Origin of the sequence: Alicyclobacillus fastidiosus (genome assembly GCF_026651875.1) — a bacterium.
Taxonomy (GTDB): Bacteria; Bacillota; Bacilli; order Alicyclobacillales; family Alicyclobacillaceae; genus Alicyclobacillus; species Alicyclobacillus fastidiosus.
In genome coordinates this window covers 1166179-1190259 of sequence record NZ_CP104067.1, presented here as the reverse complement: position 1 = coordinate 1190259, position 24081 = coordinate 1166179, and the positions used below count along the sequence as shown (strand labels likewise).

The following is a 24081-nucleotide window of genomic DNA, read 5'->3' as shown; positions in this document are numbered from 1 at the left end:
AGAGCGACAAAACAGCCATTGTTTCGTTTCATGACGTAAGTGCTCTAACGAAGGGTGTATTATGTATCTGAGTGTAAAATTGGAAGGAGAACAGAATTGAAGAAACTTGGTTTGTTCTTGTGTAGTGCGATGTTGTTCGGGGTAGTATCAGGGTGTTCAACCACACCGCAGATATTTGATGATAAAGATGTTCACTTCAAATTGCTTAATCAGCAATCGATGAATGGTGCAGAAACATATACGATTCAAATAATGAGTACATCGCCCATGGAATTAACTCACCTTTCTTTATATCTAGACTATCCAATAAAACTTCAAAATGGACACGAGTCGAATCCCTTTCAAATTAAAGGTAGGACAAACCAATCCATAGTTACTTTGGATAAAGGGCAATCCACACAGTTCACTTTTTACGCTCCAATAAAACAAGTGTTTGGGGATTCCACGTTGCTTGATTTTAATCATCCAGACATTGAATTGGATGGATTCTCGAAAGAAGGAAGCAAAGAAATACCCTTTGAAATAGCTGGTGACTTGAGTGTTTTCTTAAGTCAGCATAAATAAACAGTCGCTGACGAGTGCGATAATTCTGTCGCTATCGGGCAGATAAATGCAACAGAGGTTCTCCTTGGATTACTTAAAATAATTAGAAATGCGGTGTGGATGTTGGCTGAACACGAACCAAAAAAACACGAAGTCAATGGGCGTCCGATTAAATGCTCAGCTTGTGGAAATGAGTTATTTTACGAACGCAAGGTCTTTCTCGGACAACGGAAAGTACTTGATGGACAACTGGATGTGATTAATCGCACCTGTAGTGAGTGCGGTCACATCATGCTTTTTGACCCGTATCCAGGTGCTCCGTAACCATCCATAAACGACTCGTTACGCAGCTAACGGGCAGACTAGCGACAGAGTGATTCATGTTGTAGTGTCGATACTGGGAGTGTGACGGTATGTTATTGCAGGCTATGCAAAAAAAAATTAAATCCAGTAACTCAACCGTCAATATCCTAACGCCTAAGAGATGGGTGCGGGAATTGCACATCAACGGCACCAAGGCTTACGAAATCGGTCCGACATGTGACACATGTGAGTTTCTATTTGAGAGTAACGGGACGGCTCCCAATCGGGATTTCCACGCATATGTTCCCAATGAATTGAGGTCTGGACTAACGGACTTAACTGACGAGTTGACCATGGCAGTTTCAACGGTCATGCCTGTGGGTGATTACCACGTAGGACTACATCGTGTTTTTCCGTTATTGGTTACGCCAAACGAGCCAAATGATTACTTTTCTCACGAACAAGTTACATTGTGGGGTTTGAATCGTTATTACGGCTTACCAAATTACCCAAGAACAAAATACTATCGAACGCTTACCAGACCTATTCCAAACAAGTCGCTGTTTTTCGAGTTTATAGTTCCATTGTTTCCACCGCATTGGCTCGATGAAGATGTCGTACAAGAATATCAGGAACGGTTAATCGGTGGTGACCAACCTACAGCCCTTGCAATTTCTGTACTCGACATTAGGTCACCTGAACCAGATTTTGGAGACCTAACATCGGATATTGATACTCACTGGTGTCTTGCACACTATCTTCTTGATGGGCATCACAAGGTGTTTGCAGCGAGTCAAACAGACAGACCGATTACTCTCCTATCCTTCTTGTCAGTTAACCACAGTATTGCAAGTCCTGAACAAATTCAAAACGTCCTTGATGTGGTCTTATGTGATAAATCCAATTGAACTTTGGGGCAAATGTCCCAGAAGCGATTCGTTAAGGTAATGCATGAACATACAATCAGCAAAACCGGTCCTAATGGGACTCTCGGGCAGTATAGTTCAATAAGGATTTACAAGGATTACACTCTTTGGATGTGGAATAGGTATCCATATGGGGGGATAACATGCGCTTTATACAGCTTTCACTGATAAGCGTTTTAACCGTATTGATGGTATCTGGATGTAGTTCACAGTCACATCCTAATTACTCTGCTTTAAAAAACGTTCCTAAATCACAAATGGATGCTTTGAAAAGCGCAATCAAAAAATCAGGATTAAAAAATCTAGAGTTGCCAACCAAAGTTCCATTCCCACTACAAGACGCACGGATCGCCCACGGAGAAAACCTTAATCATAATATTGATATTTTCATGGGTGGGGGCAAACAGCTCGAAGCACTAGAAGAAAGCGCAGCATCCGTTGACGCTAATGCAACACTTGCCTCGGTCAGTGGCGTCATCTGCAATACCAAACTAGCTGATGGCACGAAAGCATACTTCTCCAATAACGGATCTGTGACACAATTATTGTGGATTAAAAATGGAATTTTTTATGACATCCCCTCCTCTAGAGCAGGAGCAAATTTAGCCGAAAGCAAACCAGATCTGTCTAAGTCTCAGTTGAGCGGTATCGCAAATTCATTTGGCTATTCCTGAAGCATGTACTCCTTCTTGCAGAGACTTATCACTGTGTTGAATAAAATAGAACGAAGCCGATTGCATGATTATACCCTTTGGTGTCAACCGTGTTTATGGGATTCAAGGGCAGGTTAGTCCCATAACGACTTATTAGCGACTTGTTTCCTTGAAGGTAATTCCACTTAGTTTCTGGTTTGTTTTGTTGAATACGATGTAAACGTACAACCCAAATTCGTGGTTGGTATTTCTCATCCACAACTTAAACGTCTCCTGGGACTCAGTTGGGGAGAGGTCTTTTCGCCCAACATGTTTATAGAGGTTGTCCGAAAAGCATCCGATTCGAGTAAATGTCTAGCCAAATACATGAATACAGGCTTCCTGATATGGGATAAGTTTACTTGGTAATTTGGTGAATGCCTCCGTATGGGAACACATTGCCTGCTCACCCTTGAAAATGGGCGCACGAACCCCTTGTCAGTAACATTGGCTTTTGTTTATTTTCCAGGTTCTGCTTGCCTATGCAGCGATATCGAGTTTCAATTGCTCGGCCTGGACTGTATACATTTGTGTAATTCGCTCTATGTGGTCATCAGGCAGCATGGTCTCTCGAATGTGACCTATCCTCGCCTGCATGAGCTGGAATATATCCTGCATGGTGAAGAAGGACTGTACTCGTTTGTTTGTTCGTACAGGCACCTTCTTGTGTTTCATAACTGTTGTCAACTCATTGGACTCTTGCGCAAAGGACAGCTCAATCTGCCTTCTGAAATCAAGCATCTGGGCATGCAGCATGGTGCCTTGTGGCACCGGGCCGTATGCAATCGGTTTGTCGTCAAAGGAAAATTCGAATTGCCTGCTGCATACCCCGGATAGCGGGCATGACTGGCATTTCTCTGAGTCCCCACGAAACCAGGAAGTGGCCGTTTTCCAGTCAAAGCCATCCCAAATCAGTCGTTCGCCTTGTTCGCACTCAGGTTGCCCATGTTCATTACATTCCTCTGGCATCACCATACCACTGCGAAACCCTGTAACCACAGCCATACTGTGTTTGTGGTATGCCTCCTTCTGGTCATCCGCATCTATGTAACCCATGTCGGCAACGAGATACTGAGTGCGCATTTCGTTAATCTGCCGGAGTTTCTCTATCAGTGGAAGCATCACTCGAATGTCGCCCACATTCGCAGGCTTAAGGATAGACAACAAGGCCACAGGTCCTTGAGATGTTCTTACTGCAATCGAGTGCTTCCGGTAACCAACGAAGAAACGGTTCTGGTTCACCTTGCTGCGCTGTGCCCCATAGGTGGCGTCCGGGTCAGAAAACGTTTTTTCACATGTGCAAACTGACTTAACCTCACAATCGCAGCGTTTTTTCTTGTATCCGTTGACATTGGCGTAAATCGGACGAGAGTCAATAGCGGCGAGGGTGTCCTGGATGAATCCCTCCATGTGAATGGATTGACGTATAAACTCGTCACGAATTTGTTCGAATACGTCCGGCCCTACTTTGTTACGGAAGTCACTCAGGCTCTGGTGTGACGGAACCTTTGCTGGATTGGGTACACCGATGAAGCTGCGCCACGCCTGGTTCTTTGGGTCTCGCAACTGTTTGCACAATTGACGGAATGAGGTAATCTCCGGCCTAGTGAAATACAGATAGTGCATCCGGAAATAGGCGATTGGAGATGCGGGTCTGCGTCCTCTCTTGTCGTACAGGGGTCCGACGAGCAGGTCCAGGAATGAGTCGTCAATGTGATCTACGTAATCAACGAGTTCGGGGTCGAAGCCAAGCGTGTTATAATAGGCGTATGGAAGCAGGTCTAACTGCAAATCTATGGAAAAACGCACCTCCAGAACTGGAAAATTTGACGGCTGGATACCTTCAATTTTACCAGTTTTGCGGATCGGTGCGTTTTGCTATTTACTCAAAATTGCGGGCTTTTCGGACACGCTCTTATAGTCGATCACTAATGAGTTTGGGTATCGCTTTTTTGCTTCTTGAACTGCCAGTAACCCCCACTTGGAATATGTAGGCGTAGGCTTTGCGATGTTCGAAACACCGCTCGCCAAGGCAATGGCTGGGGCTTTATCAAAAAGACATACTGACGATATACAAAAAGCGAGTAATAAAAACCATACCTTCATCGAAAACCTCTCCTGTCATGGAAAAACAAGGGTATTATCCCGTTCATGACAGAGACTATACGGATTTTTTGAACTACGAGGGCATAAATCGCATAAGCTCTGTTGCTGCAAACCGCATGAACATACAGCCACTGAGGACCAGTTGTTATTGCGTTAAAGGGCAGTTTAACGCAATAAGAATTTGGTTCAATTGTATTATGGAACAGGAAAAATAGATGGTTTATAGTAAACAGGTTGTTGGCTTATTGAAATCATTCATAATAGGAGTCCAAAATGAAAACACATCAACATCAAATTCGATTTGCCCTTATGCTCGCCATGTTTTCTGGCTTAGGACCGTTTACTTTTGATATGTATCTTCCGTCATTCCCGAAAATGATGAAATTCTTTGGAACCTCCGCATCGACCATTCAGGTAAGTTTAACGGCTTGTCTCTTAGGTCTTGCTCTGGGACAGCTAACCATGGGAGCGCTCAGTGATGTCTATGGCAGACGAAAGCCATTAATCATTGCCATGATTATTTACTGTCTTTCTTCGCTTGGTTGTGCCTTTGCACCGAACATCGGGATATTCATTGCCTTGCGCTTCGTGCAAGGATTTGCGGTTTCGGCTGGAACGATTTCCAGTGCGATCGCACGCGATAGTTATCATGGCACGGAACTCACGAAGTTCTTTTCGCTCATTAGTGTGATGAGCAGTGTGGCACCCTTGCTTGCGCCTTTGGCGGGGAGTGCGGTTATTTCGTTTACGAAATGGGAAAGTGTATTTCTCTTTTTAGGACTTCTCGGATTCATCCTTTCCATTACAACGACATGGCGGTTGAAAGAAAGCTTGCCAGTGGAAAAACGAATTCGTCCCAATTTTGGTGAGATGTTCGGAAACTTCAGAACGTTACTCTGCAATCGGATATACATGGGTTACGTATTGGCACAGGGATTTATGCTCGGGGGCGTCTTCGCATACGTCGCTGGTACACCATTTGTGTATCAAAAAATTTACGGGGTTTCGCCGCAAGTGTTTGCCATGCTTTTTGCATTAAATGGCATCGTGTTGATTGCAGCTTCTCAGTTGGTTCGAAAATTGGTTACTAGGATGGACGAACATCGCATCCTTCATTTTGGTTTAGGTTTATCGCTCGTCGCAACAATCACCGCGATGGTTGTCGTTCTGACGCATGGACCGCTCTTTGCGCTCGTCATTCCGCTCGTGCTTTACGTCGCATCCATGGGAACCATCGGACCCGTTTCGTTCACCTTGGCAATGGAATCGCAAGGACACATCGCGGGTAGTGCCTCTGCTTTGCTTGGCGTGATTCCGTTTTTATTAGGTTGTGTCAGTTCTCCATTAGTGGGCATTGCAGGAGAGTATTCCGCTGTGCCATTAGGCATTATCCTTTTAATGGCGAGCCTACTTTCTATAGGTTGTTATACGTTTTTAACGGTAAAGAGAAGAATGGATGTCCAAAATACGGAATCGGTTTAAATGTCGCGTACAAGCATGAAACATAGCCCGCCATAGATTATTGTAAAACGACACCCTAACGGCGCCGTTTTTTAACATACGCTGTTGAACGGGGTAGAAAACTGAATAAGCGATCCTACAAGTTTTTGCATGGATATACACAACCTCGCATCGATGTCTTGTGTCGTTAGCGGGCAGTATAGTGACATTGAGCTGCGTCGTGTCTTCAGACGGATGCGTGTCTAACATAGTCAACATGGTGTAGGCGAAGTAAACTAACGATGTAATAAAGAAAAGAGGTGGGTAGGCCATGACACAGGGATGGCAAGATCCAGTTGCTGCGAGCGACTGGGATGCTAATGGTGACAACATCAATCCAACTCGGGCGGAACAGTTGGATATGTTGGTCACTATACTAGCGGGGTTTACAAACTCAGGAGATTGGATTCTAGACTTGGGTTATGGCTCCGGCAAGGTTGAAGAGATCATTTTTGAACGAATACATGATGCCCAAGTCGTTGGTATCGACAATTCTCTTGCTATGGCACGTCTAGCAGCGAATCGTCTGCAAGGGTATGCCCACCGCTTTGTTCCTGTACATGGGGATTTAGCCCAGTTATCCAGTATTCAGTTACCTGTATCGGAAGTAGGTGCAGTCATCGCTATTCAGTCACTGCATCACTTATCTGCTCCGGATATGCAGAGCGCATACCGCCATATACATACCCTTTTACGTCCTGGTGGTGTTTTTCTTCTTTTGGATCGACTCAAAGTTGAAAATGAGGTTGTGTTTCCTCTGTTGCAATCCGTTTGGAACCGCTTGGATCGTTATCACGGTTCAGGAACTGCGCCCCAAGAAGGCAATACTTTCGATGAGCACACAGCCATTCTCAAAGAAGATGGAGACTTTCCGGTCACATTGGAAACTCATCTTGAATGGCTGCGTGCATGTATGTTTCATGCGGTCACTTTACATGTGCATGGCAATCGAGCACTGATAGCTGCCGTAAAGTGAGCAGTGTGTGGTGCACGTTTGAAACATGCTATTGAGCATATGGATAAATGGGAGCAAGGTCCACGGATTTTCGTGCTTGCATAAACATGCGTCGCCGTGGACCGAGTCTTATTGCGCGGTTGGGCAGCAATGTCCAAGAGCGACATACCTTTTGCCCTTTACACTGATACCCCTGCCATTAACGTAGTGACCTGCCTCACCATGCCCCAACTGCGTTTGGCTTTGACTTAATCAGTTCCATCCTTGACTAAACTCCAAAATCCCTTCGATAATTTGACGAAAAGCTTAATTCTTGACACGTAACGCTATTGAGTGATACTATGTACCGGTAATGAGTAACACTTATTATCAGTATTACTGAATACATGTGATGCAGAGTACTGAACACAAATGAGGGAGAAATTTGGAAAACCTAACGGAAATGCTCAAAGGCGTGCTTGAGGGCTGCGTCCTTGAAATTATAAGCCGCAAAGAAACCTACGGCTACGAAATCACGCGGCGGCTGAATGCCCTCGGCTTCACAGATGTTGTGGATGGAACGGTGTACACCATTCTGATCCGGCTTGAAAGAAGCAAGCTGGTAGAGGTCACTAAAAAGCCCTCCGACATGGGACCGCCGCGAAAGTTTTTCGTGCTCAACGACGCGGGACGTGAGGAACTGCGGAAGTTCTGGGAAAAATGGGAGTTCGTATCATCAAAAATTAATGAGTTAAAGGAGAGGAACTAATGAATTTTTGGGAGAAAATCACGGGCAGCGACATGACTAAAGAATTGAAAACTTTCGAACTGAGAACCAAAAAGCTGCCGGCTGATTATCAAGCGGCATGGAAAAAAATTAATGCCAATCTTTGGCCGCACTCAGATTTCACCGGTCGCAACCTCATGCCAATTCTTGACGGTGTGCTTGGCCTGCTCGAAGAAACGGCGTCGGACGGTCAGAGTGTCCAAGAGGTTTTGGGTGACGATATCAAAGGCTTCTGTTCAGCGCTGGTCGGCGAAGAAGGGGCAAAGTCTTTTCGCGACAAGTGGCGCGAGCAACTCAACAATAATATCGCCAAAAAATTAGGTAAATAGGAGGATAAAATGAGAATACGAGATATCATCGAAGGCAAAAGAGAGTGGCGAGCGCACGTGGCGCGTGTCAAAGCGCTCCCGCAAGATTATCAGATTGTTTATAAAGAGATTCAAAAATATCTCTTTAAGGTCGGCCCTGTTGAGCTAACCGACGGGACGGGTTTGCTCTCGGGGATTATCGACCTTTTTGAAGAGGGCGCGGCCTTGGGGAAAGGCGTGCTCGAAGTGACGGGCAGTGACGTAGCGGCTTTCTGCGACGATCTAATCAAAGATTCAAAAACTTATGCTGACATCTATCAAGAATCTGTTGACCAAGAAGTTAACAAGGCCATGAAAAAGGTTACGGATAAAACAAAGTAAAAGGGGGATATCGAGATGGAAAAAGCAATTGAAGTGAAAGGTCTGCGAAAGTTTTTCAAAGACACAGAACTCCTAAAGGGCGTCGATTTTGAAGTGAAGCATTGTTGATGCAATTCGGTCTTTGTTTTCAGGGCAGCCTGTCGCACATGACATTTGGATTGCGCTCGCGTGGTGTCTAGGCATTCTGGTTGTTGCGTATATATTTGCAGTGTGGGGTTATAAACGGAGAATATCTTAAATCCGATATGTGAATTCAACGGCGGTGGCGTCTAATTTTAAACATCAACGTCATCGCCTAGCAGGAACCTCCTGTTTCAATCATTCGACTCCGCAGCTTTTATATCAAAAATATTAATAGATTTCACCGAAATGCTATTGAACAAACGGGGGCGAATGTTTAAGAAGTTGCTCCAGCAAGATGTGCGTGAACATGGCCTATTCCCTATTAAAATGCAGAAAATGAGTGCCTTGCAGTTGTCTACATCTCCGAATTGTTCTGCGGGCCCTCTACCCATCGCGCCCTTGTTTAGTAACGAGGGCATTGGCTCACTCGTTGGATTCTCCGCTTCATGATACATTGGGTTTGTAAGTCCACAGTCGAACCAACATATTTATTAAAATTCTACGTGTTTTCTCGCTCATTGAATCACTCCCCGACAATCTAAAATACCCTACAGCCGTGAGGAAATGGATGACGTAGACACAAAAATACCTTGCCTACCGCGGACAAGATTCGACAAATTGCATTAACAATTGTTTTGGTAAGAATGATAAAATTATCCCAGCGATACTAACCGCGGGTGACTTATTCGCCTTCCCACACAGTCTTTCGGACTGAGGGGAGGCATGGGCATGGTACACATAGACGCAGTATTAGATGCAGTCTATAAGGTGGTTATGACTTCAAAGCCATCTTTAAAGTCGTACTAGAAGCCGCAAAGCGACTCCGTCGCAAACATAAATAAGTCACCCCTATAGGTTAGCGCCCTCTGGGGTGACTTATCTCGACTTGCCGCATAGTGGCGATTGTTTGATCGTCCGAGTGTGGGAAGCCCAGTCACTCAAGGCGATGTATCGCAAGGAGTCAGAGTTGCAGCTCTGGCTCCTTTTTTAAAGATACACGATGTCGAAATCAATCATACATTCACTATAACATTTTGTATGCTCGATTGGGACTCCTTTTGTATGCTCAAAACCGAATTTTCGAGAATACGCATTCTAACCCTTTTTCTAACGATTGATGACCAGGTTCGATATATTATCACCTGAAGGTCATCAAAAACGCTTCAGACGGGCTATTACGAGGCCGTTTTTTCTTCAACCCGCCGAATTTTGTTGCGTTGGAATATGATTTTCTGCAACAGCCTTCTCGATTAAACTGCTAACCAGCTTCTGAACATCCACGAGCCTCACCACCAACAGAAATGAGCCCAGCACCTTGAGAGAGTACAGCTTGAATTGCATCCTGTTTGACAGATTGAGCCAATTGAGGCGTGAATACACCGTTTGCCTTTGCGGATGCGACAATCCGTTGATTGAAGTCTTGGACAACGGCTTCCGCAATGTTTGCCAATCCATCAATCACGTTATTGGCGACAGCTGCTTGTTGTGCACTCAAATGTGCATCAACGATTTTCTTGATCTGTGGCCTGGAATAAAGGAGACCTATGATCACAGCGATAATCAGTAAGTCGAGAAGACCTTCCACGATTTTAATTTCTAAACCTTGCATGTTACTTCACACCTTTCAACAGATTTTCTACTTGTTGCAGTAGGTTGGTGACTTGGGAGGCGATTGCGGCGTTCGTTGGAGTTGATGGAGCAGGCGCCGGTTGTTGATTCGTGAAGTTCCATCCGCCAGTTATGCGAACGGGCGTATAGCCAACGAGTGCGATATACCACGGAAAATACGTGACGTTGTTTTGAATCACGCCTTGAACGTCTTTTCCACGAATGGTGAATAGACCGTTACCTTTATTCGTAAACGGAACCTTTACCACTTCAAGTGCGCCCCAGTTCACGTACGTAACGCTGTTCACGTCTATACCGTCAGGTTGTTTGAGGCCGTTGATTTCAACGGTCAATGGTGAAAATTCCACTTTAGACCCTCCTTGCCCATCCAGCACTGCTTGCCACATAGCCGCCGTGCAATGTTGGTAATCCCAGAAGGAATATCCCGAGAGACCTGAACATCCGCTTATGAACGACTTGATTTGATCAGGCGTAACAGGACCATACAATTGACCGATTGGGACGATTGGAACGTCGTATTTGTTGTAATACGCAAGGCATTCATTCAATGCAGTGGTTGGTGACAGTTGCATGTCGTCCCAATACACTTGCGGCATAGTAAAATCCGCATACTTTGAGAAGACTGTAAACGGAAAGCCGGGATGAAACTGAGGCAAATTGTGACCCAAGCTCGCGACCCATCCGATGACCATTCCGATTAGACCCAAAGCACCGCCGATTTTCCAACGCCATTGCTTTAGGTTTTCAACGTCCTTGCGGACTGTCTCCACTTCCACTTTCGTCGCGTATTTCTCGTCTTGTGTCTTAATTGCCCTTTCTAGGGCTTCTTGCAAGTTCTTGATACCTTCGTTCATATCCGCAATCGTTGCTTTCATCCAAATGATGTCGTTAGTGGCAATCGCCAATTGTACCTCTTGTGAGTTTTCGCCCATATCCAACACCACCTCAGACATATATCGGGAAGTCCTTGACTGCCAGATAGATATCTTCGGGCGAAGCATTGCGACCCAATTTTGGCCCCCATAACGCCGCATTCAGATACGCCACCGCAAGGGATGAGCACACCTTGCCGCGACGTTCATCACTCTGAATGAAAGAGACAGGTAAATGCCAAGGACCGCCGAGACGTTTGGGAATGAACTTTGTAAGGTATCGAATGGCGTCATCGATGATGAGCCACCAATCGTAACCTTGGCCGACACACCGACGAATGACCGCGAGAGCGGATTTTACACGATGAGAACCGATTGGAGGACGGAAAGCGTCAAAATTCCCGTAGTCGATTGGATGGATTGCGACTGATTTCCCATAGGCTTCGATTTTGTTATTCGCATCGAGGGCAATGGCAACGTGGTAATATTCGCGGTCTTGGCGACCGTCCTCGAACGATTCGCCTTCGATGATAAGATCATCGCCTATGGATGGGGATTTACGATAAAGCAAGATATCGCCTGGTTTAGCGAGGTACATGTTGATCACCTCTGTTATGCTGCTAGATCATCAATGACATAGGCCTCCGAAACGAGATTTGCGTAGTATTCATATGGCATCCAGAAGTAGCCTTCCAGACCCCAATCTGCGCCCCATTGGTTACGGACGAGGATCATTTGTTTATCGTCATTGTGACCAACTGCAATCACCGCATGCCCGCCCAAAGGCTGTTCCCCTTCTGTCGGCAATGGCAAAATGCCAGTTTCAGCGACTTCCTGTGACTCCAATGCAAGAAATACAGTGAAGCCGAAGAGAACCGGCATGTCGTTAGATAATGCATCGATTGTGTCCTCTAAGAGCGTGCTTTCTGAAATACGCCGTACCAAGCTCAAAGACAATTGCGATCCCTTGATGAAATCCTGTTCCGGCGGTTGATCTTCGAAGTCCGCCAATGCATTCGATTGGTTCGCGGTTAGGCTGATAGGCGTATACGTCTGATTCTGTAATGCAGGCAAAATCACGTTGAACACCGCATCAGTCAAGAGATTCACCGCAGTACCAATGTCTGCAAGAAGTGACTGGATATCAGCAGGAGACAGCACGTAATACGATTCAAGAAATGACCTGCTTCCTTGTCCGCATGGCGCGACTGTATATGTCGTGCTTCCTGTCGGGAGATAGGCTTGCAATTCAATGTTGTTACTTTGGCCACCGATAAACAGAATTCCATCAACACATCCAGAAGCGGATGCTCTAATGAGCATTCGTTGATTCGAACGGGCTCACCATTGATGATTTTGTATCGCATGGAATTGGCATACACATCGGCATACTCTGTATCACTGAGATATAAAACGCTTATCGCTCCCTGTGGCCTAAAGGATGTATCTGCATCGTTTGGTTGACCGCCAGAAGAAGCCGCTACAATGGTTCCGTCCTCTGCGTAGTACAGAATCACGTTTTCACCCCTTTCGTTAGTACACAAGAACAACCTTGGCTTGGGTAAGGTTGCATGTGCCTCCCGATTGAGTTGCAATGGACATTGGGTTCCTATTGTCGGTGTGAAAGGAGTTCGTATGATTGTCCCGTAGGTGTTTGTCGTATGGAACGAACAAATGACATTGTTATTTCCATCTCGAATTGCTACTTGCGCCTGATCACCTGAAGTCGAGTTCCAAGCAACGGCTTCAAACAACGCTGCTTTGTACCCTATAAAGTCACTGGTCACTTCAAAATAAGAACCCGATATATCACTCCAGCTTGTAGAGGTAGTCGTAGCAGGCGTAATCGGCGCTAGAATCGGTATATAAACATCGAATCCGCGATTAGAATCGTCCCATACTGTAGCCCCATTATGGGCAGTCATACCGCCATTAGCAGTAACAAAGCCGGTTGTGTTAGTGGTTGGAGGTGTTCCTGAAGTCGAAGGTGCGCCATCCCAGTCATAATCATTCGTTGACCCACTAACAGTAGCAAGAAGGCCACCAGTTTGAGGGTTTGTATCGTTTGAGTTGATATAAATTTTATACTGCGTTGCGCCAGGCACATCGTCCCATGAAATGTGGATTCCGTAATTACCATTGGACGAATTGAGCGTATAACTAGCCATGTTACCGACAGTGGTTTCCCCACCCTGATAGTCCAAAGACGTGACCCAAAAATAATATGTCACACCTTCCACAAGGCCTTCGTTTGCTACAGTGCTTTGAGTTGCCTGTACGTTGGTTGGTGCGGTAAGACCAAGGATATTGACGCCTGCAGCCGCATATAAGGTCGTGAATTGCGTTCCTTTTGTATTTACCACGGGCGCGTCGGCGCCTAGATTGCTGTCTGGAACGTTGTCGGGGAATGTGGTGGTTGTATTATCTGGGATCGTTGCGAGAAGTAAGAACGGCCCATTTGACGCGCTACCGCTTGATTGGTTGCGATAGATACGTCTCGCAACGGTTCCTGTCGGCCCTGTTGGGATATTACTGAGCATGACTTGCTGGCTTTTTGGGCTAACAGACGAGCTAACCGTACCCGCGAGTGTTTCACCGATAATATTCAGCGTGCCATTGCTTTGAACGATACCCGTACAATAGGTGACCACGTAACCGTATGTACCCGTAAGGTTGCCCGCGCCGTTAAGAGCGACAGTAGGTGCTCCAGGTGCCGAAAGGGGTTTAAGAAAGGACAACGCGCCCATGTCCAATTGCCCTAAGAATCCTTGCAAAATCTGATTCAAATCACTGGATTGAGGGATTGCGCCCTTACTTATTGGATAGAGACCATATTGGTTTGGCATTTAATATCCCCCATTAACCGTTCTGCGCGTAAATCTGCCATTGGGCCGTAAGCTGTTCACCGGGGCCTACTGTCACCCCGTTACCTTGAAACACGACATGCGCGAGAAGATTGCCGGAGAAGCAATACACGGTCGTTCCCATCGCATGACTGTATTGGAGTCCACTTTGGAGAAACCACGAACCTTGTCCGGATGCATATGAACCAGAAACAGTTGCGTATTCTGGATTGGTCGAATCGGCTATGTACAACTGCTGACCATTCATCATCGATGGAGCATTGCTGTCTACACCGATTTGGTTATCCCCTGGCACAACAGGGCCTGTTAATGTCGTTGATGTATAAACCTGATCCCAAAGTCCAGCCTCTGTGTAGGTGATTGGATTTCCGCTTGTATTGACAGGATATTGCACAACTGTTTGAGCGTAGTACCCATTCAGAACGTCACGATATGTGTACTGTTGGCGCGTGTTGTACGTCTCTGAAAACATACTGGTATCCGTGAGTTGCGGAGTTCCAGTACCAGTTCCGAGCGCAATGGCGTAAGGCAAACTAGGTTGAACATGCGATGTACCAACAAAAATATTGGTCATTGAACCTGATAAAAAAGACGCGATCAGCGCTCGCGTCCAGTTGGTGATTGTATTCCTGTGTTCCGATTGTTCACGAATGTTCCCTTGTGCATCCCTAACCGTAAGGAGCACACGTCCTGCAATGCCTAGACCGTCAGATATCATAAATTCACGCTCCCAACGGTGGTTACTTTGATTGCAAGAGTGTTGTTCTGTGACTGGTCATACCGTCCAGCTTCATCCCATTTCCAAGGAGGAATACTGAATAGCCATATGTTGTTCACGACAGCACCGGCGCCATCCAGTTCAAGGTTCAACGTCGAATCCGTGGATGTTGGCTCGTCGATCACGTACCACGAATAGTTCATGAGCGGAACTGCCCCTGTGTAACTCCATACTTGATTGACGAAACCAGTAGTAATCCAATCGGCACCTGTTCCGTTTTCGATCACATTTCCTTGTGGGTCTTGTATGGACAAGAGAACGCCTGTCGCCGGAGGTTGAAGTCCGTAGTTTATGGCATCGATTGTGAGCTTGTGAATCCCCTGTGACAGTTGGATTTGCCCGACTGCAGGAGACCCCGAATAATGTCCACCACTACAGACTTCTTGCCCATCTATGTAAAGCGTGGCTGTATCGTCCGCCGAAAGGTAACAGGTGTAATACAAACCATCGACCGGAACATAGAGCCATTTACCCAATAACCACTGCCCGATGGATGTTGTAAAAGGGAAATTCGAGTCTGGCCCCAACCACATGGCATATGGATCATTCCATCCTGGCGGCGTCCCCCAATTGGTTAAATCCTGTTGAATGTACCAAGCGCCGAACCATTCGAATGGATCGCCATACATCGGAATCGGCGCAGGACTTATGGGCGTTATCTCCTGGGAACCGGATAGAGAAATGGACGTTCCAGATGAAAGGTAACTGCTCACTCGAAGTAGCCATGCCGTTGCTTCGGGTTCCGTGAGGGAGATTGACCCTGTTCCGCCTGTATTCCCCGACAAGACAGATAGCGAACCAGGATATTGATTTGGGGTCAATCCAGACAAGTTCCATTGTGACCACGGAGGCAAAAATTCGCCGTAGCCATAAGGATATCCACCTTCACGAAGAATGGCGTTCACGTTGTCCGGAAGACCAACTGTATCGTTTGCACTAGAGAACTGTTGCAAGACGATATTCGACGGAAGACCCTGCGGATATGCGCGAGACAAGGCATTCTGAACAATCATCTGCATTACATTGTCGAGCATGCTATCACCTTAAGAATGACAAAAACACGGCCTACTGATATGCCGTGTCTTGTATATTGATGCAGTATAGGAATTGATCCCTTCTTAAACTAACCCCCGTTTGTTCAAGATTGACGTAACGTAACTGGCTGTGTCATATCACCGTGGCTTATGTTCGGCAATCACGTCTTTAATCACACGAAGAGATTCTTCCAACCGTCCCGATGGGTAATTTGATGGGTATGCAATAGTCGTCAAGGCTTTCCACAATGCCCACCCACGGGCTCTCTCCCATGTTGCATCATCAAGTTGAAGATGAGAACGGAAAGTTTCTCGGCTTTCCCCGAAAAAAAACGTCCATGCAATCGTTAAATCGCACGCTGGGTCTCCTACCCCCGAACAGCCAAAATCAATGACGGCACTTAGACGTCTATCTTTGACTAATAGGTTTGTTGGATACACGTCTCCATGAACCCAGACAGGGGGGGTATTCCAAACCGTCTGAATCGCTGACTCCCATACCGTAATCGCCCCGACTCTATCAATCATACCGTTCAGGTCTGCAATAGCATTTCGAGTTTCCCTGTCATAAATGCCCAATGGACCACCACGGTAAAAATTATGGGCTCCAGGTGGAGGACCACCATTCGCATCTATTTGTTGCAAGGTATTGAGAAATTGGGCTAACTCGATAGCAAAGTCGTTCAGGTTAGTAATGCGTTCAGTTGTCGCATTCTCGCCATCAATCCAACGGTAAATTGACCAATGCAATGGATACTCCTCAGACGGCGTACCCATAGCTATAGGAGTCGGAATCGCTATAGGCAGACGGGAAGCAAGCCTGGGCAGCCATTGTTGTTCTTTTTTCACTTGTGCCTCATACGCCTCGTGACTAGGTAACCTCACCGTCATGTCGTCACCAAGGCGAAAAGTTCTGTTGTCCCAACCACTAAGCTCTACAGGCTTGATAAGAAGACCTGCCCATCTGGGAAACTGCTTTAATATCAATCGACGTACTAACGAAACGTCAATATCCACTCTTTCACCCCTGTCTCTAAGCCGTCATTTCTTCTTAAAACATTTCGATGTATTTACGTCGTATTACTGCCCGATAGTCCCGTATGCAGCGCGTATACATGGCTTTTGACGGTCGAGTAATGATGCAAGCCGGAACCGACAATCTTGCTCGGCTCTCGCCCCCTACCGTGAAAATGGCATAAAAAAGCTCCCGTGTTCTCCCTCTTAGACATATCTGGATATTTCAGGAACTCGGCTTCGACAGTCGTAGATACACGAAATCCCGAAACCCGTTGGTGCTTCTAGGGTTTCGGGACTGTGGATAACTTCGTGTGGTGCCTACAGCGTATCTGTGGATATGTCCGAGAACAACGGTGGATGTTCGTAACCCAGCGCTTTCAGGATTTGTGCCTGCTCCGGGGTTACTTCTGTTCGCTGCCGGACTCTGCCGCTACCAGCTTTGTAGGTTACAAGGTGCATCTCGTTCATGACAGAACGGATCTCTCGCCATGTGTGGCTAGTTCGGTTCTCTGCCACCCGAACCAAAAGTAACGAGAGCCAGCACAGTAGTACATGTGCCCGAATCCGCTCATTCTTCCTGTGGTACATCGGGCGCAATTCCATGGTCTGTTTCAGAGAACGGAATGCCGCCTCAACCTGCCAGAGCTGCTTGTATCCAAGGGCCACATCTTCCGCGGACAGTGTGTCGTCTGAGGTTCGGATCAGATACTTTCCGTCCAGTCGTTCCATCGCCTTAACCGCCTGGTGGTCAACTGTGAGATTGCCACGCTTGTCCGACTTCAAGTAACGCTTGAAGGTCGGGTGACTTTGCAATCGACAGTGCGCCTTGGTGTGTGCGTCGTTATCCAACTCCTTGAGTCGTGCGAGCTCTGCTTCCAGGGCCTTGAGGTGTGCCTCGCGCCGAAACGCATCTCGGCGAGCTTCATCTGGGTTGCGAACGAGCACATATCGGACCCGTGCCTCACCGTCTCCTACGACGATTTCCTTTATTTCAAGGTTATCCCGTATCGTTTTAAATCGCCCAGGACGAGACATGGCATCTTCGACTGTCTGCTTCCCAGAGGTCATCTTCTCTCCAGCAATGTAATGCCCTCCGGCTTTCTGGAGTTCACGTAAATTGTCCTCCGAGCTGAACCCACGGTCGACGACCGTAACGACGCGTCCGAGACGCCAGCCAATGAGGTCCTTCTTCACTTCTGGAATGACGGTCATGTCTGACGTGTTCCTGGCCATACCCAACACCGCACAGGGATGCCGTCTCGGGTCACTACAAAACCAATTACGACCTGCGGTAAGTCCGGCCGGTGGTCCTTGGAGTAGCCGGGTTGCTTCAGACTGTCTTCTTCCGGCTCGTCATCCATTTCAAAGTAGCTTGACGTGGTGTCAAAGAACAGTAAGTCGACTTCCAGGTTCAACAAGTCGGCGACAGTCTCGAACACTTCTCTCTGGATGTCTACGTCCGATTCAATCAGGAAATCCATTGCACGGTACCCCTGGTGGACCTCAAAGTTCTCAACACCGGGGAGTGCGATGTCTCGCTTCACCCAGTCCTCCATGCCAAGCTTGCTCGAGGGGTCCAAGGCTCGATTGGCGACCATCGCAAAGATGGCCCGCTCTATCGGGGCTTCATATTTGCGCTGTGCCAGACGCTTGGATATGGCTTGACCCACGCCAAGTTCATGCCACAACGAGTCGACGATATAAGCGGTGCCAAACGTTTTGCTATCGAGCAGACTCAACTGCACGCTATCCTTGGGCTCCGACGCAACGGGTTCATCACCAAGGAATCGTGAGATGCTCGCGGCAAGCCTCTTCAATCCATCCATGTCCACTTCATCTTCACGCCCGAAGTGGTAGAGGACTTTCGCTTGGGGATTGCCGGTCTTGGGATTGCGTTCATTATGGGCAAGCTGCACGTAGGACGTGACAGAACCGTTTTTATTTTTTCGTGATATCCGCCGTATGTACATGTCTACATTTAAAAATCATATGTTCTACGAAGTCAACTACTGTGGATAACAATACTAGTTATCCACAGAAATTCGCATGTCTACAACTTTTCGTAAAAATGCCTACATAAAATAACCGGAATTCCGCGCCGTTACGGGATTCCGGTTATCCACAAATGCTTATAAACGGGTTGTAACTGTCGAACCCGAGAGGAAGTTGGTTGAACTATGACTGTCAAACCGAGTTTCTCCAGAGAATACAAGTGACGACGGATAACTCGTTCTCGGTTCCGCTCTTCGTGGTACGTTGGCCCAAGGTCCTCGTATTCTGTCTGATTGACCAGCATGTGATAGATGATAATTAACATGTAGTGACCGACTGCCACGGCTGCTCTCTTGGATCCCCGACGCGCAGCGATTCGGTGATACTTAGCGGACAGATAGGTATTCTTTGTTCTGGCGGCGCCACGTGCGGCTTCGATTAACGCTTCTCGTAACCAAGGATCTCCCTTGCGGGTCTTGCCACTTCGTCGTTTACCCGCACTTTCATTGTTGCCTGGACACATTCCTGCCCAGGACGCCAGGTGTTGCGCACTTGGAAACCTGCTCATGTCGGTACCGATCTCCGCCAGTATCAGTTCCGCCGTCCGCTCGCCAATTCCAGGTATCGTCTGGATTCGCCGGAGATCTTCGTCAAAAGGGCGCATCCGCTGCTCAATTTCAGCACTCACTTCCTCGATCAACTCATCAAGGTGATCGATGTGCCGAAGCTGAACAGCAAGCATCATCTGCTGGTGCGGACGAACAACACCGTGCAATGCACGTTTCAGTTCTGCGGTCTTGTTACGGAGGCGTCCCTTCACGATCTCCTTGAGCCGTGATTCATCCATTTTTCCACCAATGAGTTCAGTGAGGATGGCTCGACCCGATACGCCAACCACATCACTTGCCACCGATGCCAATTTGATATTTGCTCCTTCAAGGACTTTCTGGAGGCGGTTGACTTCATTGGCACGTTCCCGGACGAGAGACTTGCGGTACCGGACCAGTTCCCGAAGTTCACGCTGATTTCGGTCAGGGATATAGCTCCCCTTGAGCAGGCCATGGCGCAGCAGGTCCGCTATCCATTCAGCGTCCCGAACATCCGTCTTTCGACCCGGAACCTGCTTGATGTGCTGGGCATTGACGACCAACGCCTCGAGATCCCTGTCTTCGAGAAGGTTGAAGATCGGCTTCCAAAAGACGCCCGTACTTTCCATCGCCACATGCGTGCATTCATGACCGAGAATCCACTTTATGAGGGACTCAAGGTCATCCGTCATCGTTCCGAACGTCCGAATCTCCTTTATCTCCGGCGTGATCACACAACCAACGACCTTCTTCTTGTGGACATCCAGTCCGCAGCATCGCTCGTGTACAACCTGCATAATGCTGCCACTCCTTACCCAAAGAAGTACAGCCACGTGGCGACCGATGCGATAGGAATTCTACCGTACGTGCTTCCCGACAGCGGGAGCGACAAATCGTGGTGCTCCAAGTCGCCAACTCCGTCTTATGCACGGACTCGTGGTACCAGGGGGCGACGAGCTCCGTGTGGCTGTCTAGCGACATAGTAGATCACGGATCTACATTTTCATAGATTGTGGTGCCGCCAGGCGGCATGGGGGTCTTATGTTCAAGAAGCAGGCGTGTGTTTATGCCTTCCCAATGAAAACCCGAGGGTAAACACGACAAGCATTAAGAAGTACCCTATTAAACTGAGGATCGTGACAGTCAACGTGGTTAAGTTGGTATTAACCATACTGGGAAGCACGTGTGTAAGCCAATAGAATGACGACATGTAATACTTCGATATCAACTCTAACAATGTGTTTCTGTGAGCTTCTGATTCGAGTAAAAACTGCCAAATGAATATAACGAGACATATCCCCCATACACTATTGCCAAGTGCAAAGCTCCGTATCTTCGACATGTTAAGTCCAGCGAACCTTCTACCGACCCAAAACCAAAACATAACGATGATGAACTGACTTAGTAGCGGTGCAGGGATAAAATATAGACCACCCCACCCAATCGCAAAAGGAAGCAGAACCCAGAGCAATTCTTTTGCGTATTTCACGGAACCCCTCCCATAATCAACATTACTGCCCGTTTAGCACCGAAACGCACTGTATTGATTGAATATTTTACCACACACATTGCTTGGGGTTTGGAGAACCGTGTCGTAATCCAAACCCTTCGATATCACTGAACGAAGTACCGTTGATAAGACTGCTGACGTGTCGAGCCACTGAGAGCGGCATAAAGTTGTGTTGTTTCCGGCTTCTCGTGACCCAGAATCGACTGTACAGCGACTAGCGGTGCTCCTTGGTTAATTAGGACTGTTGCCAGAGTATGCCGCATTTTATGCGAGCTAACGCGCTCCTCTAAACCGCATCGCCTTACAATCCGTTTAAAGACGTACTGGATTTGGTGAATGGACATTCGGTGTGGCTTGCGTACCGTCACAAAGAGAGCACGGTCACTGTCGGATCTTTGCTCTATATAGCGCTGCAACCATATACAGGCTTTTGCACCAAAGTAAACTTCGCGCTCCTTGTTCCCTTTACCCAGAACGTTGACTGCACTCCGTTGCCAGTCAATGTCGACGCAGTTCACGCGCTGAAGTTCTGCTACACGACAGCCGGTCGCAAACGAAAACTCGACAAGTGCGTGCTCCAAGGGATTCAAACACGAGTCTCGGAGCATCTCCAGTTCTTCTATGGTCAGGGCTTTTGGAACACGTTTACCGCGTTTTGGTTCCTTTAACTTGAGGGTGGGGTTCCGTGAGACTAACTCTTCCTCAGTCAACCAGTTAAACAGGCTCTTGATTGCGCGAATCTTATGTCCAAGACTTGCTGGCTTGAGATGTCCGTTGTTATTGAGATGATCCCGCAGCGTCTGAAGTGTCACGTCTGCGATTTCCATGTCGCCAACGTCACGGATCAGAAGCTTGTGTTGCAAACGATACGCGCGAATAGTCTGTCTTGAAAAGCCCTCTTGATTTCGAACGCTCAAGAATGTCTCGGATGCTATCGATAACTTCATCTTCACATACCTCCTTATGGCAACTCTCCCATCAACAGAATGGTCATGACATAGTGGTGTAAACCCACAATGTTTTTGAAGAATTTGTATAATGGACATAATCACTCGGTACACGGAGACAAGGAGGGATCCATGATGCGTTCAATCAAAACGGATTTAAATGAGCTGTGTGATGCGTATTCCATGAATAACGACGAAATCGATCATTTCCTAGATGTTGAGACCGGGGAGATCATCGTGCGACTCGACCCGGTGCTTACCGGTGAGCGGGATGAAGAGTGGGACGAGGAATTAGAGTTTAACGATCGGTACATTCACGTTCCGAAAATTGACTCTGATACCGCGTACCATTTGATGACTGAATTTGCGTCCACTGTAACCTCTAAGGTGCTTGGGGAGGCACTTGAAGAAGCACTACATAGGAGGAAACCGTTCCGTGGTTTCAAAGATGTGATATCCGATTTTCCGGAAGAACGGAATCGGTGGTTTGAATTTGAGCGGGAAGCGCACCAGCGTGCTGTTTTGGAGTGGCTGGAACAAAACAATATAAAATTAACCCGTTGACGAACGTCATGTTGTTAATAAAGTGGCATGGGAATGGAGGACCGGATTTGACCAATCCGGACACCAAAGCGGAACGCTGGCGAGAAGCGAAAGCTCGGTGTAGGTTGACCGACGAAACAGTAAAGATGGCAAAAGAAATGGGATTAAATCCATTAAGTCTAATCAAGAACATCCCGAATAAAAGCCAACTATGGAAGGAGCCCGTTGAGGACTGAATTTCACGACATGTATGAAAAACGCCGGATGAATAAATGAAGACTGCTCACCGTTCACAAACGGCACGGATAATAGTCCGCCATGAAAGAATATGCAGTGAAGCAAGAGGCTTCGCTCTTGCGCTAGTCATAATGAACGACACCGGCCCCATTTCGTAGGTCTTGGATTACACTGAATCTTGAGAAACCAGTGCAGAGCCACATACGAAGGAGCCGATACTATGAAGACTACCACAAAGTTTGTTGGTTTGGATGTGTCTAAGGAGAAAATCGCAGTTGCAGTCGCTGACGAAGGAAGAAAAGATTCTCGGTTTGTTGGGATGATTCCACACACGGTAGAGGCGATCCGTAACCTGGTTCGTCAATTGGGAGACGAAGATGTTCAGCTGGAATTCTGCTATGAGGCCGGTCCAACTGGGTACGGACTTTATCGGTTGTTACACGCAATGGATTTGTCTTGTACAGTTATTGCACCTTCTCTTATCCCCATCAGACAGGGGGATAGGGTGAAAACGGACAAACGTGACGCATTACGACTGGCACAGTTGTTCCGAGCTGGGGAGTTAACTTCGGTGTTTGTACCGAGTGAAGAGAACGAATCATTACGGGACTTGGTACGAGCTCGAGAGGATGCCATTGAAGATAGACTCAGGGCAAGACACCAACTGTCAAAGTTTCTTCTAAGACATGACAGGCGTCCACAAACCAAGCTTCGAGCTTGGGGAAAGATGTATGAGCGTTGGTTAGATGGACTGAGTTGGACGGACCGTCGAGAGCAAGTCGTGTTCCAGGAGTATCGGCATCACTTACAGGAAATCGACGGGCGAGTCAGTCGTTTAGAGGCTGCTATTCATTTGGAGGCAACAGAAAGTGAGCGTGCTCCGGTGATTCAGGCACTGCAAACGCTACGTGGTGTGGCAGAAGTTGTAGCCACTTCGTTGGTTGCTGAAATTGGAGAGTTTAAGAGGTTCCGTAATCCAAAGCAGTTAATGGCATATGCAGGCTTGGTACCCAGAGAGTACTCGAGTGGCTCATCCAGGTGGCAAGGTGGAATCACAAAGACGGGAAATTCCCACTTACGACGAGTGCTCGGTGAGGCGGCCTGGTGCTATAGATATAAGCCAGCGGTCAAGAGAGCGATCAAGAAACGGCAAGAGGGACAGAGTCCGAAAGTGCAGGACATTGCATGGAGAGCACAGGACAGGCTACACCGGAAATACACGAGGATGGTATCAAGAGGAAAGCATCACAATGTGGCAGTGACATCGGTATCGAGAGAACTACTTGGTTTCATATGGGCAATTGCATGTGAGGTAGAGAATGCGATGGAGACATCGCAGGCTATGTAACTATTTGGCTCAATGTAGTAGATAGCACACAAAAAACAATTCAAGAAATGGGTTAAAGGTTGGGCCTGAAGGCAGAGGAATCCGGTACAGGGAACCCTCGTTGCCCGTTTGTGCAAGGTA

Annotated in this window: 24 protein-coding genes and 1 pseudogene; 11 read left to right on the top strand and 14 right to left on the bottom strand. The window is 47.3% G+C overall.

From position 1 onward, the window contains the following. Nucleotides 1-96: 96 nt before the first annotated feature. The 3 genes from NZD89_RS06090 to NZD89_RS06080 all read left to right on the top strand — a co-directional run bounded on the left by NZD89_RS06090 (nucleotide 97) and on the right by NZD89_RS06080 (nucleotide 2446). On the top strand, nucleotides 97-564 hold the full coding sequence (locus tag NZD89_RS06090) for a hypothetical protein (RefSeq protein WP_268006862.1): 468 nt from the start codon (nucleotides 97-99) through the stop codon (nucleotides 562-564). A gap of 392 nt (nucleotides 565-956) precedes the next feature. Beyond that, nucleotides 957-1754: a hypothetical protein gene (locus NZD89_RS06085; protein ID WP_268006860.1), complete on the top strand. Its 798-nt coding sequence runs from the start codon at nucleotides 957-959 to the stop codon at nucleotides 1752-1754. 161 nt (nucleotides 1755-1915) lie between these two features. Further along, nucleotides 1916-2446 carry a hypothetical protein gene (locus tag NZD89_RS06080; protein ID WP_268006859.1) on the top strand — a complete coding sequence of 177 codons (531 nt, stop codon included), beginning with the start codon at nucleotides 1916-1918 and terminating at the stop codon, nucleotides 2444-2446. A gap of 132 nt (nucleotides 2447-2578) precedes the next feature. Here the strand turns inward: NZD89_RS06080 and NZD89_RS29485 are convergent, their stop codons facing one another. The 3 genes from NZD89_RS29485 to NZD89_RS06070 all read right to left on the bottom strand — a co-directional run bounded on the left by NZD89_RS29485 (nucleotide 2579) and on the right by NZD89_RS06070 (nucleotide 4570). Next, a complete protein-coding gene (locus NZD89_RS29485; RefSeq protein ID WP_369125260.1) occupies nucleotides 2579-2767 on the bottom strand; it encodes a DUF3889 domain-containing protein in 189 nt (62 codons plus the stop codon). Nucleotides 2768-2944: 177 nt separating this feature from the next. After that, the gene (locus NZD89_RS06075; RefSeq protein WP_268003901.1) at nucleotides 2945-4273 is read right to left on the bottom strand and encodes a transposase; all 1329 of its coding nucleotides are present in this window, start codon (nucleotides 4271-4273) and stop codon (nucleotides 2945-2947) included. A gap of 69 nt (nucleotides 4274-4342) precedes the next feature. Then, nucleotides 4343-4570 (bottom strand): DUF3889 domain-containing protein, encoded by a 228-nt coding sequence (locus tag NZD89_RS06070; RefSeq protein ID WP_268006858.1) that lies wholly within the window; start codon nucleotides 4568-4570, stop codon nucleotides 4343-4345. A gap of 273 nt (nucleotides 4571-4843) precedes the next feature. Here NZD89_RS06070 and NZD89_RS06065 point away from each other — a divergent pair, with 273 nt between their 5' ends. From NZD89_RS06065 to NZD89_RS06045, 5 genes are all read left to right on the top strand, one after another. Then, complete coding sequence (locus tag NZD89_RS06065) at nucleotides 4844-6052, top strand: multidrug effflux MFS transporter (protein ID WP_268006857.1); 1209 nt, start codon at nucleotides 4844-4846, stop codon at nucleotides 6050-6052. A gap of 289 nt (nucleotides 6053-6341) precedes the next feature. After that, nucleotides 6342-7046 carry a class I SAM-dependent methyltransferase gene (locus NZD89_RS06060; RefSeq protein WP_268006856.1) on the top strand — a complete coding sequence of 235 codons (705 nt, stop codon included), beginning with the start codon at nucleotides 6342-6344 and terminating at the stop codon, nucleotides 7044-7046. Between the two features lie 421 nt (nucleotides 7047-7467). Then, nucleotides 7468-7773, top strand: a complete 306-nt coding sequence (locus tag NZD89_RS06055) for a PadR family transcriptional regulator (RefSeq protein WP_284286390.1) — start codon at nucleotides 7468-7470, stop codon at nucleotides 7771-7773. Beyond that, nucleotides 7773-8120, top strand: coding sequence for a DUF1048 domain-containing protein (locus tag NZD89_RS06050; protein ID WP_268006854.1), 348 nt, complete (start codon nucleotides 7773-7775; stop codon nucleotides 8118-8120). The genes NZD89_RS06055 and NZD89_RS06050 overlap by 1 nt, the downstream gene beginning before the upstream one ends. A 9-nt stretch (nucleotides 8121-8129) precedes the next feature. Next, nucleotides 8130-8480, top strand: coding sequence for a DUF1048 domain-containing protein (locus NZD89_RS06045; RefSeq protein ID WP_268006853.1), 351 nt, complete (start codon nucleotides 8130-8132; stop codon nucleotides 8478-8480). A 1381-nt stretch (nucleotides 8481-9861) separates the two neighbouring features. Here NZD89_RS06045 and NZD89_RS06035 read toward each other — a convergent pair. The 11 genes and pseudogenes from NZD89_RS06035 to NZD89_RS05985 all read right to left on the bottom strand — a co-directional run bounded on the left by NZD89_RS06035 (nucleotide 9862) and on the right by NZD89_RS05985 (nucleotide 21833). Next, nucleotides 9862-10212, bottom strand: coding sequence for a hypothetical protein (locus NZD89_RS06035; protein ID WP_268006852.1), 351 nt, complete (start codon nucleotides 10210-10212; stop codon nucleotides 9862-9864). 1 nt (nucleotide 10213) lies between these two features. After that, entirely contained in the window at nucleotides 10214-11164 is a 951-nt protein-coding gene (locus NZD89_RS06030; protein ID WP_268006851.1) for a hypothetical protein, read from the bottom strand. 13 nt (nucleotides 11165-11177) lie between these two features. Beyond that, entirely contained in the window at nucleotides 11178-11702 is a 525-nt protein-coding gene (locus tag NZD89_RS06025; protein ID WP_268006850.1) for a hypothetical protein, read from the bottom strand. Between the two features lie 14 nt (nucleotides 11703-11716). Beyond that, on the bottom strand, nucleotides 11717-12205 hold the full coding sequence (locus NZD89_RS06020) for a C1 family peptidase (RefSeq protein WP_268006849.1): 489 nt from the start codon (nucleotides 12203-12205) through the stop codon (nucleotides 11717-11719). 5 nt (nucleotides 12206-12210) lie between these two features. Further along, on the bottom strand, nucleotides 12211-13950 hold the full coding sequence (locus NZD89_RS06015) for a hypothetical protein (protein ID WP_268006848.1): 1740 nt from the start codon (nucleotides 13948-13950) through the stop codon (nucleotides 12211-12213). Nucleotides 13951-13963: 13 nt separating this feature from the next. Continuing rightward, nucleotides 13964-14686: a hypothetical protein gene (locus NZD89_RS06010; protein ID WP_268006847.1), complete on the bottom strand. Its 723-nt coding sequence runs from the start codon at nucleotides 14684-14686 to the stop codon at nucleotides 13964-13966. Beyond that, nucleotides 14683-15780, bottom strand: coding sequence for a hypothetical protein (locus NZD89_RS06005; RefSeq protein WP_268006846.1), 1098 nt, complete (start codon nucleotides 15778-15780; stop codon nucleotides 14683-14685). Before NZD89_RS06005 ends, NZD89_RS06010 begins: the two co-directional genes overlap by 4 nt. Before the next feature lie 138 nt (nucleotides 15781-15918). Further along, on the bottom strand, nucleotides 15919-16797 hold the full coding sequence (locus tag NZD89_RS06000; RefSeq protein ID WP_268006845.1) for an aminoglycoside phosphotransferase family protein: 879 nt from the start codon (nucleotides 16795-16797) through the stop codon (nucleotides 15919-15921). A 318-nt stretch (nucleotides 16798-17115) separates the two neighbouring features. Then, a pseudogene (locus tag NZD89_RS05995) lies at nucleotides 17116-18767 on the bottom strand (IS1634 family transposase). Nucleotides 18768-18898: 131 nt separating this feature from the next. After that, on the bottom strand, nucleotides 18899-20173 hold the full coding sequence (locus NZD89_RS05990) for an IS110 family RNA-guided transposase (protein ID WP_268006844.1): 1275 nt from the start codon (nucleotides 20171-20173) through the stop codon (nucleotides 18899-18901). Between the two features lie 817 nt (nucleotides 20174-20990). Further along, entirely contained in the window at nucleotides 20991-21833 is an 843-nt protein-coding gene (locus tag NZD89_RS05985; RefSeq protein ID WP_268006843.1) for a tyrosine-type recombinase/integrase, read from the bottom strand. A 135-nt stretch (nucleotides 21834-21968) separates the two neighbouring features. On the opposite strand from NZD89_RS05985, the gene NZD89_RS05980 reads away from it, so the two are divergent. From NZD89_RS05980 to NZD89_RS05970, 3 genes are all read left to right on the top strand, one after another. Beyond that, a complete protein-coding gene (locus tag NZD89_RS05980; protein ID WP_268006842.1) occupies nucleotides 21969-22397 on the top strand; it encodes a UPF0158 family protein in 429 nt (142 codons plus the stop codon). Nucleotides 22398-22444: 47 nt separating this feature from the next. Next, complete coding sequence (locus NZD89_RS05975) at nucleotides 22445-22612, top strand: hypothetical protein (protein ID WP_268006841.1); 168 nt, start codon at nucleotides 22445-22447, stop codon at nucleotides 22610-22612. Nucleotides 22613-22833: 221 nt separating this feature from the next. After that, complete coding sequence (locus NZD89_RS05970) at nucleotides 22834-23961, top strand: IS110 family RNA-guided transposase (protein WP_268006840.1); 1128 nt, start codon at nucleotides 22834-22836, stop codon at nucleotides 23959-23961. The last annotated feature ends 120 nt before the right edge of the window (nucleotides 23962-24081 follow it).

Bases quoted from the DNA above. Each gene is read 5' to 3' on its own strand.
- NZD89_RS06085 (WP_268006860.1), top strand. From the start codon at position 957: ATGTTATTGCAGGCTATGCAAAAAAAAATTAAATCCAGTAACTCAACC.
- NZD89_RS06080 (WP_268006859.1), top strand. From the start codon at position 1,916: ATGCGCTTTATACAGCTTTCACTGATAAGCGTTTTAACCGTATTGATG.
- NZD89_RS06070 (WP_268006858.1), bottom strand. From the start codon at position 4,570: ATGAAGGTATGGTTTTTATTACTCGCTTTTTGTATATCGTCAGTATGT.
- NZD89_RS06065 (WP_268006857.1), top strand. From the start codon at position 4,844: ATGAAAACACATCAACATCAAATTCGATTTGCCCTTATGCTCGCCATG.
- NZD89_RS06060 (WP_268006856.1), top strand. From the start codon at position 6,342: ATGACACAGGGATGGCAAGATCCAGTTGCTGCGAGCGACTGGGATGCT.
- NZD89_RS06055 (WP_284286390.1), top strand. From the start codon at position 7,468: ATGCTCAAAGGCGTGCTTGAGGGCTGCGTCCTTGAAATTATAAGCCGC.
- NZD89_RS06050 (WP_268006854.1), top strand. From the start codon at position 7,773: ATGAATTTTTGGGAGAAAATCACGGGCAGCGACATGACTAAAGAATTG.
- NZD89_RS06045 (WP_268006853.1), top strand. From the start codon at position 8,130: ATGAGAATACGAGATATCATCGAAGGCAAAAGAGAGTGGCGAGCGCAC.
- NZD89_RS06035 (WP_268006852.1), bottom strand. From the start codon at position 10,212: ATGCAAGGTTTAGAAATTAAAATCGTGGAAGGTCTTCTCGACTTACTG.
- NZD89_RS06030 (WP_268006851.1), bottom strand. From the start codon at position 11,164: ATGGGCGAAAACTCACAAGAGGTACAATTGGCGATTGCCACTAACGAC.
- NZD89_RS06025 (WP_268006850.1), bottom strand. From the start codon at position 11,702: ATGTACCTCGCTAAACCAGGCGATATCTTGCTTTATCGTAAATCCCCA.
- NZD89_RS06015 (WP_268006848.1), bottom strand. From the start codon at position 13,950: ATGCCAAACCAATATGGTCTCTATCCAATAAGTAAGGGCGCAATCCCT.
- NZD89_RS06010 (WP_268006847.1), bottom strand. From the start codon at position 14,686: ATGATATCTGACGGTCTAGGCATTGCAGGACGTGTGCTCCTTACGGTT.
- NZD89_RS06005 (WP_268006846.1), bottom strand. From the start codon at position 15,780: ATGCTCGACAATGTAATGCAGATGATTGTTCAGAATGCCTTGTCTCGC.
- NZD89_RS05990 (WP_268006844.1), bottom strand. From the start codon at position 20,173: ATGCAGGTTGTACACGAGCGATGCTGCGGACTGGATGTCCACAAGAAG.
- NZD89_RS05985 (WP_268006843.1), bottom strand. From the start codon at position 21,833: ATGAAGTTATCGATAGCATCCGAGACATTCTTGAGCGTTCGAAATCAA.
- NZD89_RS05980 (WP_268006842.1), top strand. From the start codon at position 21,969: ATGCGTTCAATCAAAACGGATTTAAATGAGCTGTGTGATGCGTATTCC.
- NZD89_RS05970 (WP_268006840.1), top strand. From the start codon at position 22,834: ATGAAGACTACCACAAAGTTTGTTGGTTTGGATGTGTCTAAGGAGAAA.